Source organism: Candidatus Darwinibacter acetoxidans (assembly GCF_041936445.1).
In the GTDB taxonomy this organism is placed as follows: domain Bacteria; phylum Bacillota; class Limnochordia; order Darwinibacteriales; family Darwinibacteriaceae; genus DTU010.
Genome location: NZ_JBHGXH010000240.1, coordinates 17,884 through 31,787, shown reverse-complemented (window position 1 = coordinate 31,787; position 13,904 = coordinate 17,884). Strand labels below are relative to the sequence as shown.

General features: G+C 60.5%; 16 protein-coding genes. 5 read left to right on the top strand and 11 right to left on the bottom strand.

What is annotated here, in order from left to right; translation table 11 throughout:
* Nucleotides 1-320: 320 nt before the first annotated feature.
* Nucleotides 321-650 (top strand): hypothetical protein, encoded by a 330-nt coding sequence (locus tag ACE4YL_RS09070; RefSeq protein ID WP_461369559.1) that lies wholly within the window; start codon nt 321-323, stop codon nt 648-650.
* A 36-nt stretch (nt 651-686) separates the two neighbouring features.
* Entirely contained in the window at nt 687-1,007 is a 321-nt protein-coding gene (locus ACE4YL_RS09065) for a hypothetical protein (protein WP_461369558.1), read from the top strand.
* Between the two features lie 18 nt (nt 1,008-1,025).
* Here ACE4YL_RS09065 and ACE4YL_RS09060 read toward each other — a convergent pair whose 3' ends face one another.
* Entirely contained in the window at nt 1,026-1,940 is a 915-nt protein-coding gene (locus ACE4YL_RS09060; RefSeq protein WP_461365266.1) for a DMT family transporter, read from the bottom strand.
* 130 nt (nt 1,941-2,070) lie between these two features.
* On the opposite strand from ACE4YL_RS09060, the gene ACE4YL_RS09055 reads away from it, so the two are divergent.
* Complete coding sequence (locus tag ACE4YL_RS09055) at nt 2,071-2,352, top strand: hypothetical protein (protein WP_461357927.1); 282 nt, start codon at nt 2,071-2,073, stop codon at nt 2,350-2,352.
* Nucleotides 2,353-2,402: 50 nt separating this feature from the next.
* Here the strand turns inward: ACE4YL_RS09055 and ACE4YL_RS09050 are convergent, their stop codons facing one another.
* The 5 genes from ACE4YL_RS09050 to ACE4YL_RS09030 form a co-directional block, all read right to left on the bottom strand.
* Entirely contained in the window at nt 2,403-4,025 is a 1,623-nt protein-coding gene (locus ACE4YL_RS09050) for a GMC family oxidoreductase (protein ID WP_461357928.1), read from the bottom strand.
* A gap of 13 nt (nt 4,026-4,038) precedes the next feature.
* Nucleotides 4,039-4,638, bottom strand: a complete 600-nt coding sequence (locus ACE4YL_RS09045) for a gluconate 2-dehydrogenase subunit 3 family protein (RefSeq protein WP_461359992.1) — start codon at nt 4,636-4,638, stop codon at nt 4,039-4,041.
* On the bottom strand, nt 4,638-5,039 hold the full coding sequence (locus tag ACE4YL_RS09040; RefSeq protein ID WP_461357930.1) for a hypothetical protein: 402 nt from the start codon (nt 5,037-5,039) through the stop codon (nt 4,638-4,640). Before ACE4YL_RS09040 ends, ACE4YL_RS09045 begins: the two co-directional genes overlap by 1 nt.
* A gap of 111 nt (nt 5,040-5,150) precedes the next feature.
* Nucleotides 5,151-5,969 carry an SDR family oxidoreductase gene (locus ACE4YL_RS09035; protein WP_461357931.1) on the bottom strand — a complete coding sequence of 273 codons (819 nt, stop codon included), beginning with the start codon at nt 5,967-5,969 and terminating at the stop codon, nt 5,151-5,153.
* A 165-nt stretch (nt 5,970-6,134) separates the two neighbouring features.
* Nucleotides 6,135-6,977, bottom strand: coding sequence for a hypothetical protein (locus ACE4YL_RS09030; protein WP_461357932.1), 843 nt, complete (start codon nt 6,975-6,977; stop codon nt 6,135-6,137).
* 144 nt (nt 6,978-7,121) lie between these two features.
* On the opposite strand from ACE4YL_RS09030, the gene ACE4YL_RS09025 reads away from it, so the two are divergent.
* The gene (locus ACE4YL_RS09025; protein ID WP_461357933.1) at nt 7,122-7,706 is read left to right on the top strand and encodes a nitroreductase family protein; all 585 of its coding nucleotides are present in this window, start codon (nt 7,122-7,124) and stop codon (nt 7,704-7,706) included.
* Here the strand turns inward: ACE4YL_RS09025 and ACE4YL_RS09020 are convergent.
* On the bottom strand, nt 7,703-8,764 hold the full coding sequence (locus ACE4YL_RS09020; RefSeq protein ID WP_461357934.1) for a uridine kinase family protein: 1,062 nt from the start codon (nt 8,762-8,764) through the stop codon (nt 7,703-7,705). The genes ACE4YL_RS09025 and ACE4YL_RS09020 overlap by 4 nt on opposite strands.
* 177 nt (nt 8,765-8,941) lie before the next feature.
* Between ACE4YL_RS09020 and ACE4YL_RS09015 the strand changes: the two genes are divergently transcribed.
* Entirely contained in the window at nt 8,942-9,376 is a 435-nt protein-coding gene (locus ACE4YL_RS09015) for a hypothetical protein (protein ID WP_461357935.1), read from the top strand.
* A gap of 84 nt (nt 9,377-9,460) precedes the next feature.
* Here ACE4YL_RS09015 and ACE4YL_RS09010 read toward each other — a convergent pair whose 3' ends face one another.
* From ACE4YL_RS09010 to ACE4YL_RS08995, 4 genes are all read right to left on the bottom strand, one after another.
* Entirely contained in the window at nt 9,461-10,528 is a 1,068-nt protein-coding gene (locus ACE4YL_RS09010; RefSeq protein ID WP_461357936.1) for a branched-chain amino acid aminotransferase, read from the bottom strand.
* A 205-nt stretch (nt 10,529-10,733) separates the two neighbouring features.
* Nucleotides 10,734-11,570 (bottom strand): bifunctional chorismate mutase/prephenate dehydratase, encoded by an 837-nt coding sequence (locus ACE4YL_RS09005; protein ID WP_461357937.1) that lies wholly within the window; start codon nt 11,568-11,570, stop codon nt 10,734-10,736.
* On the bottom strand, nt 11,567-12,697 hold the full coding sequence (gene aroC, locus ACE4YL_RS09000; RefSeq protein WP_461359968.1) for a chorismate synthase: 1,131 nt from the start codon (nt 12,695-12,697) through the stop codon (nt 11,567-11,569). The genes ACE4YL_RS09005 and aroC overlap by 4 nt, the downstream gene beginning before the upstream one ends.
* Complete coding sequence (locus ACE4YL_RS08995; protein ID WP_461357939.1) at nt 12,681-13,904, bottom strand: 3-phosphoshikimate 1-carboxyvinyltransferase; 1,224 nt, start codon at nt 13,902-13,904, stop codon at nt 12,681-12,683. The genes aroC and ACE4YL_RS08995 overlap by 17 nt, the downstream gene beginning before the upstream one ends.

The following is a 13,904-nucleotide window of genomic DNA, read 5'->3' as shown; positions in this document are numbered from 1 at the left end:
TGGTCACCGAAAACCCCGCTAAGCGGGCGACGTCCTTCAGTGTAGCCGCCATGCAATCATCCCCTGTTATCCGAAACGTTTCGGATCCCAACCAAAAGAAAACGGAGTTTCCTTTCCCCCTCATCCGAAACGTTTCGGATTTATTCGTTGATAATAATACAACGTGAACTTAGCAAGTCCTTCCCATGATCCCGATTTTTTTCAACCCAGCAGGATACCAAAAGTCACCTTTTGTCCAGAAAGGCCCACCGCCAGCAGGATTGGGGCCGCTCCAGGAAGAATCTGGTCCAAGAATCCACTTACAACGAGGGGGTAAAAAGATGAAAAGGCACAGTCGTTGGTTCCTGTGCGCGGTTCTGCTGACCGCGGCCTTGTTACTCTGGGGCTGTTGGGGAGGTGGCACTAAGAAGGAGCAAACCGCAGAAGAGTTCTTAGCCCAGATGGAGACGGCACTCAGCAGCCTCGATGCCAACAAGATCGCAGACCTTTTCGCCTTCCCTATCTTGCTAGATCCGGTGCTGCCGGGGCAGGATGAGCTGAAGTTCGAACGACAGCATTTCGTCAGGATGATCCAAGGGGCCTTGACTGCAGCAAAAGAGGGCGGTGCGGTGTTTGAGATCACCTTCGGGGGCGAGCCTGACATCGTGTAGGAACCCAACAAGACCCAAGTGGCAACAGAGTTATACATGAAGGTGAAGATCGATGAGGACACCGCCCACAATGTCTTCGTCGCGTTTGTCAACGACCTCTTCGACGTCTTCATGGAGCTGTATGAGGAGGTCCTCAAGGAGATTTTGAAGGAATTCTTCGACGAAATCCCCGATGACTTTACGGAGATTGCCGAGCAGCTCTGGGACGCACTCATGGCGGGTGAGCCAGTGGAGTGGCCCGTTGAGAGGGAGATAACGCAAGAAGTCTTCTTTGAGCTGACCAAGGTGAACGGCAAGTGGAAGCTATCGTCCGAGGTAGACGTAGAGCTTCCCCTCACGGCCCTCTTCAGGCGCTAAAGCCTTAAGCCTCCCCGCTCAGGAGAGGCTTTTTTGCGTCCTTTTACTTACACCCCACACACCCACCAAGACGATCGCCGCCCCAATGAGCTGCCCCGCGAGCAGCCGCTCGCCCCTGAACAACACCCCAGCCAGGATGGAAAACACCGGGGTGAGGTTGGTGAACACCGCCACCCGGGAGGCACTGAGCTTAGCCAGGGCGTAGTTGAGGAGGAAAAAGGCACCAACCGAAGAAAGCAGGCCCAGGTAAAGAAGGGCGGAAGCAGTCTCCCAGCGGCCCAAGGCCAGGAAATAGGTGAGGGGGCGACCTGTGAGCGCGGCGCGCATTAACACCACGGCGTTGAACGCCACAGCTCCCACCCACATCATCACGTAGGTCACTTCCACGGGAGCGGCCTTGCTTGAGGCCTGGCGGGAGGCGATGTTGTAAAGGGCGGCGGCCACCACTGCCCCCAGCAGCGCCAAGATCCCCTTGACGCCCCCCAATCCCCCCTGCAGCTGGGGCCGGGAAAGCAGGACCACGCCGGTCACAGAAGTGGCGATGAAAACCCACTGTTCCCCGCTTAGACGCTCCTTTAGGAGCGCCGCGGCCAAAAGCGCAACCGCAACAGGTATGAGCGCGATGAGAACTCCAGCCACCGAAGCGGAAGTGAGGTTGACCCCCACGGTCTCGCAGATGAAATAAAGGACGGGCTGGAAAACGGCCACCACAAGCAAACTGCCCAGCTTGTCCCAGGAAAGCTCCACCTGGATCAGTTTCAGCCTGCGCAGAAAGAGCATGAAGAAAGCGGCCAGGAAAAACCTCAGCCCCAAGAGTTCGAAGGTCTCGAGACTGTCCAAGGCGTTTTTGGTAAACAAAAAGGAAAAGCCGAAGATAACGGCTGCTCCCGCCGCGGCCAGGTGGGGCCGCAGCCCAGACTCTCTGTGTTCCACAGACCTGCACCCATTCTACCTTGTTTTCTAGCAGCTTTATTCGGCAAAATGGCGCAGATGCCTCCCCAGGGAAGAGGAAGTTGCAGCTCAGATGTCAAATAAAGGTGAGACAGCAAAGGAGGCACGTGGAGTGAAGAGATTTGCTTTATTCGCTTTGCTGGCTGCCGGCTGCCTTCTGCTCACCGGCTGCCTGCCCGGGAGCGGCAGTAGGACACCGGAGAATCCCGCGGGCTTTTTCACCGGTATCTGGCACGGCTGGGTGGCCCCCCTATCCCTGATCTTCGGCCTGTTCCGCCCCCATATCCGGGTGTACGAGGTGGCCAACACCGGTTGGTGGTATGATTTCGGTTTTTACCTGGCCATCGTGGGCGGCTGGGGCAGCCTTTCGCTGGTGAGAAAAAAGAGCAAATAAGGATGGAAAAAGTGTGGAGGCCCACCGGGCGGTTGCGGTGGGCCTCCCCTTTATCTCTTTCCCTGCGCGATGATCTGGTCCGCGGTACGGGCCGCCAGGGCCATCACCGTCTCCGTGGGATTGGCGGCCCCAGAAGTTACGAACACGCTGGCATCGCAGATGTAGAGGTTGGGGATATCGTGGCTGCGGCAGAACTCGTTCACAACTGAGGTGCTGGGGTCCTTGCCCATGCGGCAGCCGCCCATGAGATGGGCGCTGTCCGGCACCACAAAGGCGTCCCTCCCCCCCGCCGCGGCCAGGATCTCTTGGCACTTTTGGATCCCGTGGGCGATGAGCTTTTGGTCGTTTTCTCCGTAAGCAAAGTGGACCTGGGCCCTGGGCAGACCGTACTCATCCTTTTCCTCGCTCAAGGTCACGCAGTTTGTGGCCTCGGGGAGCACTTCCCCCACCAGAGTGATGCGGGCATAGAAGTTCCAGTGGAGCATGATCTCCCGCAGTTTTTTCCCCCAGATCCCCGCATTGGTGGCCGCCTTCACCGCCATACCCACCGGCCGTGCGCCGTGGGCGTGGAGGGAATAGCCGCGGATAAAACCCCGGCTCAGGTCGGTCTCATAGAAATCCTGACTGACGGCCAGAACCGGTGTACCTTTGTAGAGGCGGATCTCCTGGTCGAAACGGGCGTACACATCGTGACCGCTGTGGGGCATCAAGTACTTCCCCACCAGGCCGCTGCTGTTGGCCAGGCCTTCCGGAAACTGGCTGCAGGCGGAGTTCAGCAGGAGCCTAGGTGTTTCCACGGCGAAGGCCGAGACGATCACCACCTTGGCCTTCTGGGCGTAGAACTGGCCGTCGTGGTTGAACTCCACACCGGTCACCCGGCCCCCTTTGTCCACCAGGATGCGGGTCACCATGCAGTCCGTCAAAACCTCCGCGCCCAGTCCGATGGCCTTGGGCACATGGTGGATCAAGGTGGAAAACTTGGCATTGGGCAGACACCCCTGGTTGCAGAAACCCCGGTTGATGCAAGGGGGCCGTCCATCAAAGGGCGCAGAAAGGATGGCCAGGGGAGCCACGGTGCTGCGGATCCCCAAGGCCGCGCAGCCCCGGCGGAAGATTTCCGCATTGCCGCTGATGGGGCTGCGCTCGGGATAGGGGTACGGGCCGTGGAAGGCTCCCCAGGGGAACTCCCGGGGGCCGCTCACCTTGATCTCTTCCTCGATCTTGGCGTAGTAGGGGGCTAGATCTGCATAGGTGATGGGCCAGTCTTCCGCTGCTCCATCCAGGGTGCGCACCCTGAAGTCGCTTTCATGGAAGCGGTAAAAGACCCCGGTGAAATGTACGGTGCCGCCCCCTACGCCGCGCCCCGAGTTGTTGGCCCCAAACTGCAGGGCGTTTTGGCCTGTGGAAAGGCGCGTGTCATTCCAGGCCAGGGACTGGGCATGGAGCTCATCGCTGGCGAAGTCAGTCTGGGGATCCCAAAAGGGGCCCGCCTCGATGCCCACAACGCTCAATCCCGCCTTGGCCAGTTCGTAAAGGAGCACTCCCCCAGCCGCCCCCAGACCCACGATAACCGCATCCACCTCTTGGCCCCCGTATTTGCGCTTGCGCAGGTGGGGGTGGCGCTCCCGGTCGTAATGATCGCAGTTATGCTGTACTGAAACCTTCTCTGCCATGGCGCTCCCCCGCTCAGCTCCACTCGGCCTGTTTTGGTTCCCAAGGGTCCACAAGCCCCAGCTCCACCCGGACATAACCGCGGGGGTACGCTGGGCCGCCGTATCCAATCTCCGACCACACCCAGGGATGGGAGTAATGGGCGGTGATGACTAGACCCGCGAGCTTCTTGAACAGCTCCTTTTGTCTTTCCACATCCCAGCCCTCTTCTTGTGGTAAACCGCCCACCTCCAAGAGCTGCAGGAACTCCAGCTGCTGCGCTTCCTTGAGGCTGAGAAAGCCTTTGAAAAACTTGGCCTTAGCCCAGTTGTCCAAAGCGTCCAAACCGGCGAGGATGAGTTCCTTACGGGGCGGGATACCCGGCTTGCGCTGGGCTTCCCCCTGGGGTTTGCCCAGTTCCGTCTCCACATGGAAGGCAATCCAGGTGAGCACCTCATCCCGCCCCTCGCAGGCCAGCTGCCGGGCCAGGGCCTTGATCATCCCCTGCTGCCAGTGGGAGAGCAGCTTAAACTCAAAGGGCCCCAGGCGCTGCTTTACGATCTGGCGGGTATTGGCATCCCACTCGTCCTGGAGGGCCAAGACATCGTAATCGGGATAGAGGCTCTCCAAGCCCATCACAGCCCACCACTCCAGTACACGGCCAAAAGTCCGAGCACGCTCAAGGCGGTAATGGTTAAAGGCAGTACCACCGGTGGGCCCACCAGGAAGTTCTGCAGCCGGTAGCCATCCACCCTCTGCCCCACGCCCCGCAGGTGGAGGAAAAAACCGTACAATCCCCCTAAAGCATCTGCCGCGCAGAGCAGGGCAAAAACCCGGCGCACGCCTGCCGTGCCGGAAGCTGTGACCCACAGGCCAGTCAGAGCCAGAATTGGCAGGGCGATCACCGGAACCCACTGGGCCCAGTGCCTGAAGTTCTGGCGGTAATGGAAGAGCGTCACCTGCACGAAGATGAGGAGAAAGCCCAGGGAAGCAAAGAGGATTGCCACCCGCTCAAAGGGCCAGCCGGTCCACCCCACGCCTATCACCCTGTTCCTTTGGTCTATCCCTTACAGTGTTCCCATCTTAAGTCAAAAAAACCCGCATTTCCCTGGGGGAAATGCGGGCCTATTCTCTGCTATCTGCCCACCTTACACGCCCGAAAAGGCCATGAAGCCGCCGTCTACCGGTACAACAACCCCGGTCACGAACTTGCTGGCATCACTTACCAACCAGATCACCGTACCCACCAAGTCGGAGGGCTCGCCAAAGCGGCCCATGGGGGTGTGTTCCAAGATGGTGCGGCCCCGCTGGGTGAGCTCACCGGTTTTTTCCTCGGTGAGCAGGAAGCGGTTCTGCTCAGTGAGGAAGAACCCGGGGGCGATGGCATTCACCCGGATGTTGGGGGAGTAGTGCTTGCAGAAGTGCACAGCCAGCCACATGGTCAGATTGTTGATGGCCGCCTTGGCTGCGGAATAGCCGATGACATTGGTCATGGGCTGGTAGGAGGACATGGAAGAAACGTTGAGGATCACGCCTTCCTTCTTTTCCGCAAACACCTGCCCGAAAACCTGGGTGGGCAGGAGCGTGCCCATGAAGTTCAGCCGCACGACGTAGTCCAAAGCCTCCTGGGGAAGGTCGAAGAAGGAGAGATCAGGGCTGGTGGTGGCATCCTTCCTGTTGCCCCCGGCGCCGTTGACCAAAATGTCCACTGTGCCAAAGCGTTCTAGAACCTCGGCCTTGGCAGCCAACAGGCTCTCCTGGTTCAAAACATCGCAGGCAATACCCACTGCCTCTCCGCCTGCCTGTTGAATATCAGTCACCACGGCAGCCCGGCGGCCCTCATCTCTACCTAGAACGACCACCTTGGCACCGGCCTGGGCCAGCCCCCTGGACAGCTCGCTGCCCAGCACTCCCGTCCCACCGGTGATCACAGCAACCTTGCCGTGGAGAGCAAATAAGTCTTTCATCTCTGTCGCCTTCCTTTCTACGTGGTAGTGCCACATGTTCTCTTCTTTAGTAATTCCAAATAACTCCGGAACTTCCTGCGTCTTTTCCCCGGTAAAAGACAAAGGAGCCTTTGGAGCTCCTTTGCTTTCCTTTTCCCCTCTCGGGCCGCGCTTCCCCCTTGGGGTCTATCGCCTGTTTTCTTTGGAGGGAAGCACGCCCCCTGTGCCGGCCTCCTTTTCCTTAAGCAAGCCTCCCTGCACCGCGCCGGAAAAGCCGGCGGAAGCCTTCCCCCCTTCCCCCAGCAGATTTGGTGCTCCGGCGGAAGTCAGATTCCAGCCGGGGAGGTTCTCTGCCACACGCTCACCATCGGTGGAACAGGCATGGTAAAACAAAGCCACTTCCAAGTACTTCTGCAGCAGATGATCGTAGAGAAGCTCGGGAGAGATGAGCAGGCGCTCCTTGGGCAGAGGCAGCAGGGGAATCTGTTCAGGTAACTTGGAAAGGTCCAATTCCCTAGGCAAAAGCTCCTTGAGCTCTTGGTGTCCCGCGGCATATCTGCCCTCCACCTGCTGTCTTCCAGCCCTGGCCAAACGGCTGGCGAAAAAGAGGGAGAGCAGGCGCTGCAAGTTCAGGTAATCCTTGAGCTGCGGCAGCCGTGTCCCCAAAAGTTTGGCCAGGCCTTCCTGGGCCAAAAGCAGGGCAAAGGCCGCGGCCAGATCCGCCCAGCTCAGATCCAGGGCGGCCCAAGCCGATTGCAGCAGACCCCGGGGCTTGACCCTGCGCCAAGGGGCGCTGGCCTGTTTTAGCTTGGCCAGCAGCTGCGGATCGGGGTCTCTATGCTCCTCCAGACGCCCCAGGCGGTGCACCAGGTGAATCAGGGCCTTCAGCTGCTCTTGGTAGCCCAAATCCGCGACCTTAAGCCCTTCTTCCCTGCGCCTTAAGTGCAGTTCATGAACTAGACTGTACAGCTCCGCTAGGCTGGACTGGCCCGCCAGCTCCGCCAGGTTCTTGGCCTCCCTCGCTTCCATGGCTCTCCTCTTTCTGATTTCTTTTCGATATTATACTATTTTCTGACTCTTTGGGCAAGACTTTTCCACTCCTGGAGGGAGGCAGGGTAAAACCCCCGCTTTAGCGAACAATAGGCTGGAGTACCACGCGTAAGGAGGCTAACCATGCTTAAGGAACTGATCAGAAACACCCGCAGTATTAGGCGCTTCAAGCAGGAACCGGCACCCAGCATGGCAGACTTGGAAAGTTTGATCGAACTGGCGCGCCTGGCGCCAGCCGCTTCCAATAAGCAGCCGTTGAAATACGTTTTGGTGCGGGATCCTGACCTGCTGCCCCAGGTCTTCGACTGCTTGAAATGGGCGGGTTATCTCACAGACTGGCCTGGCCCTGCCCCGGAGGAGCGACCCACAGCCTACATCGTGTTCCTCAATGACACGGCCATCAGCGGCGGGGCGAGCGTCCACCTCATTGACCTGGGCCTGGCCGCGCAGAATATCGTCTTGGGTGCCCGGGAGATGGGTTTCGGCGCCTGCCTCCTGGGATCGGTGGACAGACCCCGCTTGGCGGAGATCCTGGGTGTGCCCGAGGGCCTGCGCATCGAACTGGTGGCAGCCCTAGGGGCACCGGGTGAAGAGGTGCGCCTCACCGCCTCAGGCAAAGACGGCGACATCCGCTACTGGCGGGGTGAAGATGATGTGCACTACGTGCCCAAGCGCCCCTTGAGCGAGCTGATCGTGAAAAAGCTCTAATCCAGATCGGGCCTGGTGGTGCAGATCCGGATCTGGCTCTGTTCCTCGATCCTGAAGGAGGAAAAATAGAGCTCTTCCAGGGGAATCCACTCCTCCACAAAGCGCCGCAGCATCACCGGCCCGCTGCGCTTGAGGATTCTTTCCCTCTGGACCTCCGGGGGAACGGTCAAGAAGACCTTGAGATCATAGAGCTCCCCCAGGGCGGGGTGCAGGCTGTAGCAGCCCTCCACCACGGTGAGGGGCCCAGGCTCAATGACGGGTGAAGGAGTGAAGCTTCCGTCCCGGCAGTTGAACATGCGGTAGCGGAAAGCTTTACCGCTTCTAAGGTTAGGGGCCACTTCCTCCTGAAAGCGTTCATGGTCCACGTTGCCCCCGGGCTGCTGGAGCCTGGCCGGGGTGCGCTGTTCGGGCCTGAGGAAGAAGTGGTCCATGGAAATGACGCTGCAGCCGTAGACCTCCTGCAGGAGCCGGGCCAGGGAGCTCTTGCCCGAACCGCTCCGCCCATCGATGGCCACCACAACGGGCTGCTCCCCGCGGAGCAGCCCCTCTATTTCCCGAAACACAGGGAAAAAGAGGGCAAACTCCCTTTGCACCACCCGGTAAGCTGGAGCATAGGCTGCCCGAAAGCTCGGGCTGTGGCTGAGCTGTGGGCAGCCCGCCTTTTCATACTCCTCCAGGAAGGCGAGATCCTGCTCATCCCCTTGCAGAAACTCCCGGAGCACCTCCAGCTTGCCCCTGAGGCCCTCCCTGCTTCCCCGCACCTTCTGGGCTGTGAGCACGAAGAATCTATTCACAGTGAAGAGAGAAACCCCCGGGGGCAAGGCCCGCAGGTGCAGCCGCACAAGCCCTCTGCCGATGGGTTCAAAGAGCTCATCTTCGACTCCATCTGTCTGGAGACTGCGGCATTCCTCTTCCAGGCGCGCCAAGCTCGCCCCTTCATCGGTGATAAAGTGGCCCGGACCGAATTCGCTTTGGTAAACCAGCTTGACCAAATCCACCGCAGTGGCCTGGGGATAGCGTGCTTTGTGCCTTTGTAAAACTTCAATTAGTTCCTCCATGTGTACAACTCCTCTGCCCGGCCTTTTGACCCTATTATCACCCCTGGCAGGCATTTGTCAAGCCTTTGGCTAAGCCCAGGGAACTCCGCCTCAAGACGGAGGTGAATACGGTCCCCAGGCGAATTGCTCCCCACACCACCCCGCTGCTATACTAAACCTAGAGGGAGGTGGCATAGTATGGAAGCGAAACACCTGGGAGCACTGGCTTTGATTCTCTTTGGCTCTTACTTCCTCGGCAAGAACCTGGGCTTCATCCCCCGTCCCGGTGTGATCTGGCCCGTCCTATTGGTTGTCCTTGGCCTGATCGCGCTCTATCAGGCCAGTTCTAAGCCGAAGAAGACCGACAGCGAAACCGGCGAGGTGATTTACGAAGTGAAAGGTATCCCTTCCCTGTTCCAGGCGATTATCGTCGTGCCCATCCTCTTCATCGTGGGCGTAGTGGCCTTGATCCTGCTGGGCGTATTGGGACCGCTCTTCCTTCTGTCTCTGCTGTTTATCCCCTTTGTCCTCTTCTTTAAGCTGGGCTGGGCGTTTATCAAGGTGCTGGTGGCCATCGTGGCCGGCGCGGCACCCCTTTTGCTCATCCTGCTTCTGCTGTTTTTGATTTTCTAAGCTCGAACAATACAGTTCACCCAAAAAAGAAAGCCCGCGGAAGGCTTGGCACCCTCCAGCGGGTTTTCTTTCAGGGCTGGAAGTCTAGATGTCTATCTCCACCACCCAACCAAAGGGATCGGGCAGCTTCCCGGTTTGAATGCCCGTCAGGGTGTCATAGAGCCTCTGGGTGAGCTCGCCGATCTTGCCCCCGCTGATCTCAATGACCTGCTCCCTGTAGCCCAGGCGGCCAATGGGACTGACCACCGCCGCGGTGCCGCAGCCAAAGGCTTCCACCAGGCGGCCTTGGGCATGGGCCTCAAAGACCTCATCCACACTCAAGCGCCGCTCCACCGTGGGAACCCCCCAGGAGCGCAGGAGCTGCAGGATGGAGTCCCGGGTCACACCCGGCAGGATGCTGTCCCCCAAATCGGGGGTGATGAGCTCGCCGCCGATGTTGAAGAACACATTCATGGCCCCAACTTCCTCCACGTACCTGCGCTCAATACCGTCCAGCCACAGCACCTGGGAGTAGCCCTTGGCCTGGGCGTTTTTCTGGGCCAAGAGGCTCCCCGCGTAGTTGCCGGCGGCCTTGGCGAAGCCGGTACCACCCCGTACCGCCCGTACGTAATACGGTTCCACATAGATGCTCACGGGGTTGAGACCTTCTTCGTAATAGGCGCCCACCGGCGAGAGGATAACAATGAACTTGTAACTACTGCTGGGCCGCACTCCTAAGATATTGTCCGTAGCGATGATGAACGGGCGGATGTAGAGGGCGGTGCCAGGTGCGGTTGGGATCCAGTCCCTCTCCAAAGCCACAAGCTGCTTGATGGCCTGAAGGGCCAATTCCTCATCGAACTGGGGAATGCTCAAACGGGCGTTGCTGCGGTTGAGCCGGGCCATGTTCTGCTCCGGGCGGAACAGAAGAATCCTCCCATCGGGCGCCTTGTAGGCCTTCATGCCTTCGAAGACGGCCTGCCCGTAGTGGAGCACCGCACAGGCGGGATCCATCTCCAAAGGCCCGTAGGGGACGATGCGGGGATTGTGCCAGCCCTTGCCCTCGCTGTAGTCCCAGATGAACATATGGTCTGTAAAAACCCTTCCAAACCCCAGCTTCTCCGGATCGGGCTTGGGCTTTGGCTTAGTAGTTTTTACCAGGGTAATCTCCACAGGTTAACACTCCTTCTAAGATTACTTCTGCATTTATTTACTTCCGGTTTTCGTTTTCAATTCCTGCCGTGCAAAAATGGACAGCCTCTGCCCTCAGGGCAGGGGCTGCCGGTTTGCGCATCCGCGGAGAAACCCCCTCACGAAAGTTGAGCACCTGGAGGTGCGGAGAATCCGTTATCCTTAAAAAGTCCGCCCCAAAAAAATCTTAGTCTAACTCCAGGACAGGATACCAGCCCAAAAAGCGCAGGCCAGCCGTTTCCTGCTCCAACTGGTAGAGGGCCCGCAGAGCCCTGCGGTCTAGAGCCTCAGCGGCAAACTCCACAAAGCACAGCCGTCCTGAGGCCGCATCGAGGGTCTGCAGGTGCACAACCTGCACGTCGAGATCGGCAAAGACGCCGGCAACTAAAGCCAAAGCTGCCGGTTCAGGTGCCAATTCCACCAAAAGGCCTGCCCTTCCTGTTCCCGCACTGGCCTCGAGCTTCCGGCCCAGGACCAGAAAGGTGCCATCCCCCACCAGACTGGCTTGGATATACAGGGGCTCAAAGGCTAAGGCGTCCAGGGCTGCCTCCCTGGTCAGCACCGCCCCATCCACCACGCCCGCGGCCAAACTGGCACAGGCGGTGCCTGCATCCGGCGCGGCGGTAATTCTCACCTGGGGAAAGGCTTCCCGGGCCGCCTGCTCCGGCGCGCCCTTAACGGCCACGAGGCTTTCCAGGGAACTCTCCCTATCCCGGGCCTCCCGCAGGGCCCGCAGTAGCTGCCAGCGGGGCTCTTCCCCCAGGATCAGTTCATATTGGCGCTCCCGGGAAAGGCGCATCAAGGTCCGGGCAAGGGCAGCGCCATACTCCTCCAGCCCCCCGGGCATGCCGCTGCGGGCCTTGGCCACATTCACCCCTTCCCACACCGGGGCGTAGACGGGACTGCCCGCCTTCAGCTTATAGTCAGCCACCTTCTCCACCACAGCCAGGCGCTTGCGGAAAAGGTCCAGGATCTGCTGGTCGATGGCGGTAAGTTCCTTCCTCAGTTCTTCCAGTTCCTTCACTGCCCCTCACCTACACTTCCCCAAGGTTTTCCCAAAACTCCATAGGTTCCCAGCAGCAGATCCAGGGCAACCAGGGCCAAGGCCGCCTCCACCGCGGGAACGGCCCGGGGCACGATACAAGGGTCGTGGCGCCCCGTGATGGCCAGCTCCGTTTCCCGCCCCGCCTTCAGATCCACCGTCTGCTGGGGCCTGGCGATGGAAGGGGTGGGCTTGATGGCCACGTTGACCACTACCGGCATACCGCTTGTGATCCCGCCGTTTAGGCCTCCGTCGTTGTTGGAACGGGTGCGGATCTTCCCTTCTTCCAGGCAGAAGGCATCGTTGTTTTCCGAGCCCCGCCGCCCGCACACCTGGAAGCCTGCGCCAAAGGAAACCCCCTTGACCGCGGGAATGCCGTAGAGGAGGGCCGCAGCACGGCTTTCCACGCCGCCGAAGATGGGATCTCCCAATCCCGGAGGAAGGCCCAGCACAAAGGCCTGCACCATCCCCCCTAGGGAATCCCCTTCAGCCCGGGCCGCTGCCACGGCCTCCAGCATCGCCCGACCCTTGGACCCATCCACTACAGGCAGCCCTTTCCCGGCCAGACTCAGGAGAATCTCCGGATCGGGCTGGGCTAAATCCAAGGGTTCATCTTGAACCGGCCCGATCTGGGCGATGCGGGCCGCAATGCTCACCCCCCGCCGCCGCAGAATCTGCAGGCAGATGGCGCCCGCCAAGCAAAGCGGGGCGGTGAGCCGGCCGGAAAAATGTCCCCCGCCCCGGGGGTCGTTGGCTCCCCCGTAGCGGACCCAACCTGTGTAATCGGCATGGCCCGGCCGGGGCAGCCGCCTGAGCTCGGCGTAATCTTCCGGGCGGGGGTCCTTGTTCGGCAGCAGGGCGCAGAGGGGAGTACCTGTGGTTTGGCCCCGGTAAAGGCCGGATACGATGGTAAAGGCATCGTCCTCCCGCCTGGCTGTGGACCACGGAGCTCTACCCGGCGCGCGCCTGCCCAAAAACGACCTAATTTCCTCCACATCCACAGCTTCCCCCGGAGGGAGACCATCAAGTACCACCCCGATCTGGGGGCCATGGGATTCCCCGAAGATGGTGACCCTCAGATGTTCGCCCCAGCTAGATGCCACGCACATCTCCTCCTAAGCGCTTGAGTTCCTGAAAGAAATGGGGGTAGGATTTGGCCACCGCATCACTGCCCACAATCCGCACTCCGTTTTGGCTGTTCAGGGCGGCGATGGCCGCGGCCATGGCTATGCGGTGATCGCCTTGGGCCTGGACGGTGCCCCCAGCTAGCTGCCCTCCCCCGTGGATGAATAGAGAGCCGCCCCGCACCTCCACCGAGCCGCCAAGGCTGTTCAGCATGGCGCTGGTGGAAAGGAGCCGGTCGCTTTCCTTAAAGCGCAGGCGCTGGGCATCTTCAATGATGGTCACGCCAGGGCGGCTGCAGGCGGCAACGGCCAAAATGGGTACCAGATCAGGGGTCTGGGCCGCGCTAATCCGCAGCTCTTCACCTGGCGCCGCCGCGGCCAGCTCTGCCAGGAGGGCCACGATCGCCCGATCGCCCTGGAGGCTCTGGGGGGTGAGTCCCTGCACTTCCACCCCATGCCCTAAAAATGCAGCCACCAGCCAAAAGGCCCCTTGGGAAAAATCCGCCTCCAAGGCTACAGGCCGCTGAGGAACCCGGTAGCGCTGCTGGCCCGATACCCGCCATCCCGCTGGAGTGCCATCTCCCTGGCTGATGGTTTCCACAGCTACGCCGAACTGTGCCAGCACTGCCTGGGTGAGCTCCACATAGGGCGCCGACTGCAGCGGCGAAGTGAGCTGAATGGTGCTCTTCCCCGCCACGAGGGGCAGAGCCAAGAGCAGGCCGGTGATGTACTGGGAAGTGATGTGGCCAGGCACCTGGAAAACCCCAGCTTGCAGGCGCCCTTCCACCTGCACAGGCAGATTCGCCTCCCCCGGGAAGGTCAGCCGTACGCCGCGCTCCCCCAGGATGGAAACGTAGTCACGCAGGGGGCGGCGGGCCAGGGTTTCTGCCCCCACAAAAAGGGCCCGGCGGCCCAAGGCAGCTGCCACCGGGAGCAGAAAGCGCAAAGTGGAGCCGGACTCCCGGCAGTCCAACACCGCCGGCTCCCCCCCGGGCGCCAAGAGCGCCTGCAGGCAGGAGCGGGTCGCCTGGATGTCGCCGCCTAGTTCGCCAGTGATCCCCCAGCGCTCCAGCTCCCCCAAGGAGATACCTGCCAAAGCCGCCCCGATGAGTACCCGGTGGGCCATGCTCTTGGAAGGCGGGGGCGTCACCCTGCCCGCTAAGCGAGACGGGCCCACGAACACTTCCTGCAC

Coding starts and splice junctions, on each gene's coding strand:
- ACE4YL_RS09070 (WP_461369559.1), top strand. CDS start 321: ATGAAAAGGCACAGTCGTTGGTTCCTGTGCGCGGTTCTGCTGACCGCG.
- ACE4YL_RS09065 (WP_461369558.1), top strand. CDS start 687: ATGAAGGTGAAGATCGATGAGGACACCGCCCACAATGTCTTCGTCGCG.
- ACE4YL_RS09050 (WP_461357928.1), bottom strand. CDS start 4,025: ATGGCAGAGAAGGTTTCAGTACAGCATAACTGCGATCATTACGACCGG.
- ACE4YL_RS09045 (WP_461359992.1), bottom strand. CDS start 4,638: ATGGGCTTGGAGAGCCTCTATCCCGATTACGATGTCTTGGCCCTCCAG.
- ACE4YL_RS09035 (WP_461357931.1), bottom strand. CDS start 5,969: ATGAAAGACTTATTTGCTCTCCACGGCAAGGTTGCTGTGATCACCGGT.
- ACE4YL_RS09030 (WP_461357932.1), bottom strand. CDS start 6,977: ATGGAAGCGAGGGAGGCCAAGAACCTGGCGGAGCTGGCGGGCCAGTCC.
- ACE4YL_RS09025 (WP_461357933.1), top strand. CDS start 7,122: ATGCTTAAGGAACTGATCAGAAACACCCGCAGTATTAGGCGCTTCAAG.
- ACE4YL_RS09020 (WP_461357934.1), bottom strand. CDS start 8,764: ATGGAGGAACTAATTGAAGTTTTACAAAGGCACAAAGCACGCTATCCC.
- ACE4YL_RS09015 (WP_461357935.1), top strand. CDS start 8,942: ATGGAAGCGAAACACCTGGGAGCACTGGCTTTGATTCTCTTTGGCTCT.
- aroC (WP_461359968.1), bottom strand. CDS start 12,697: ATGTGCGTGGCATCTAGCTGGGGCGAACATCTGAGGGTCACCATCTTC.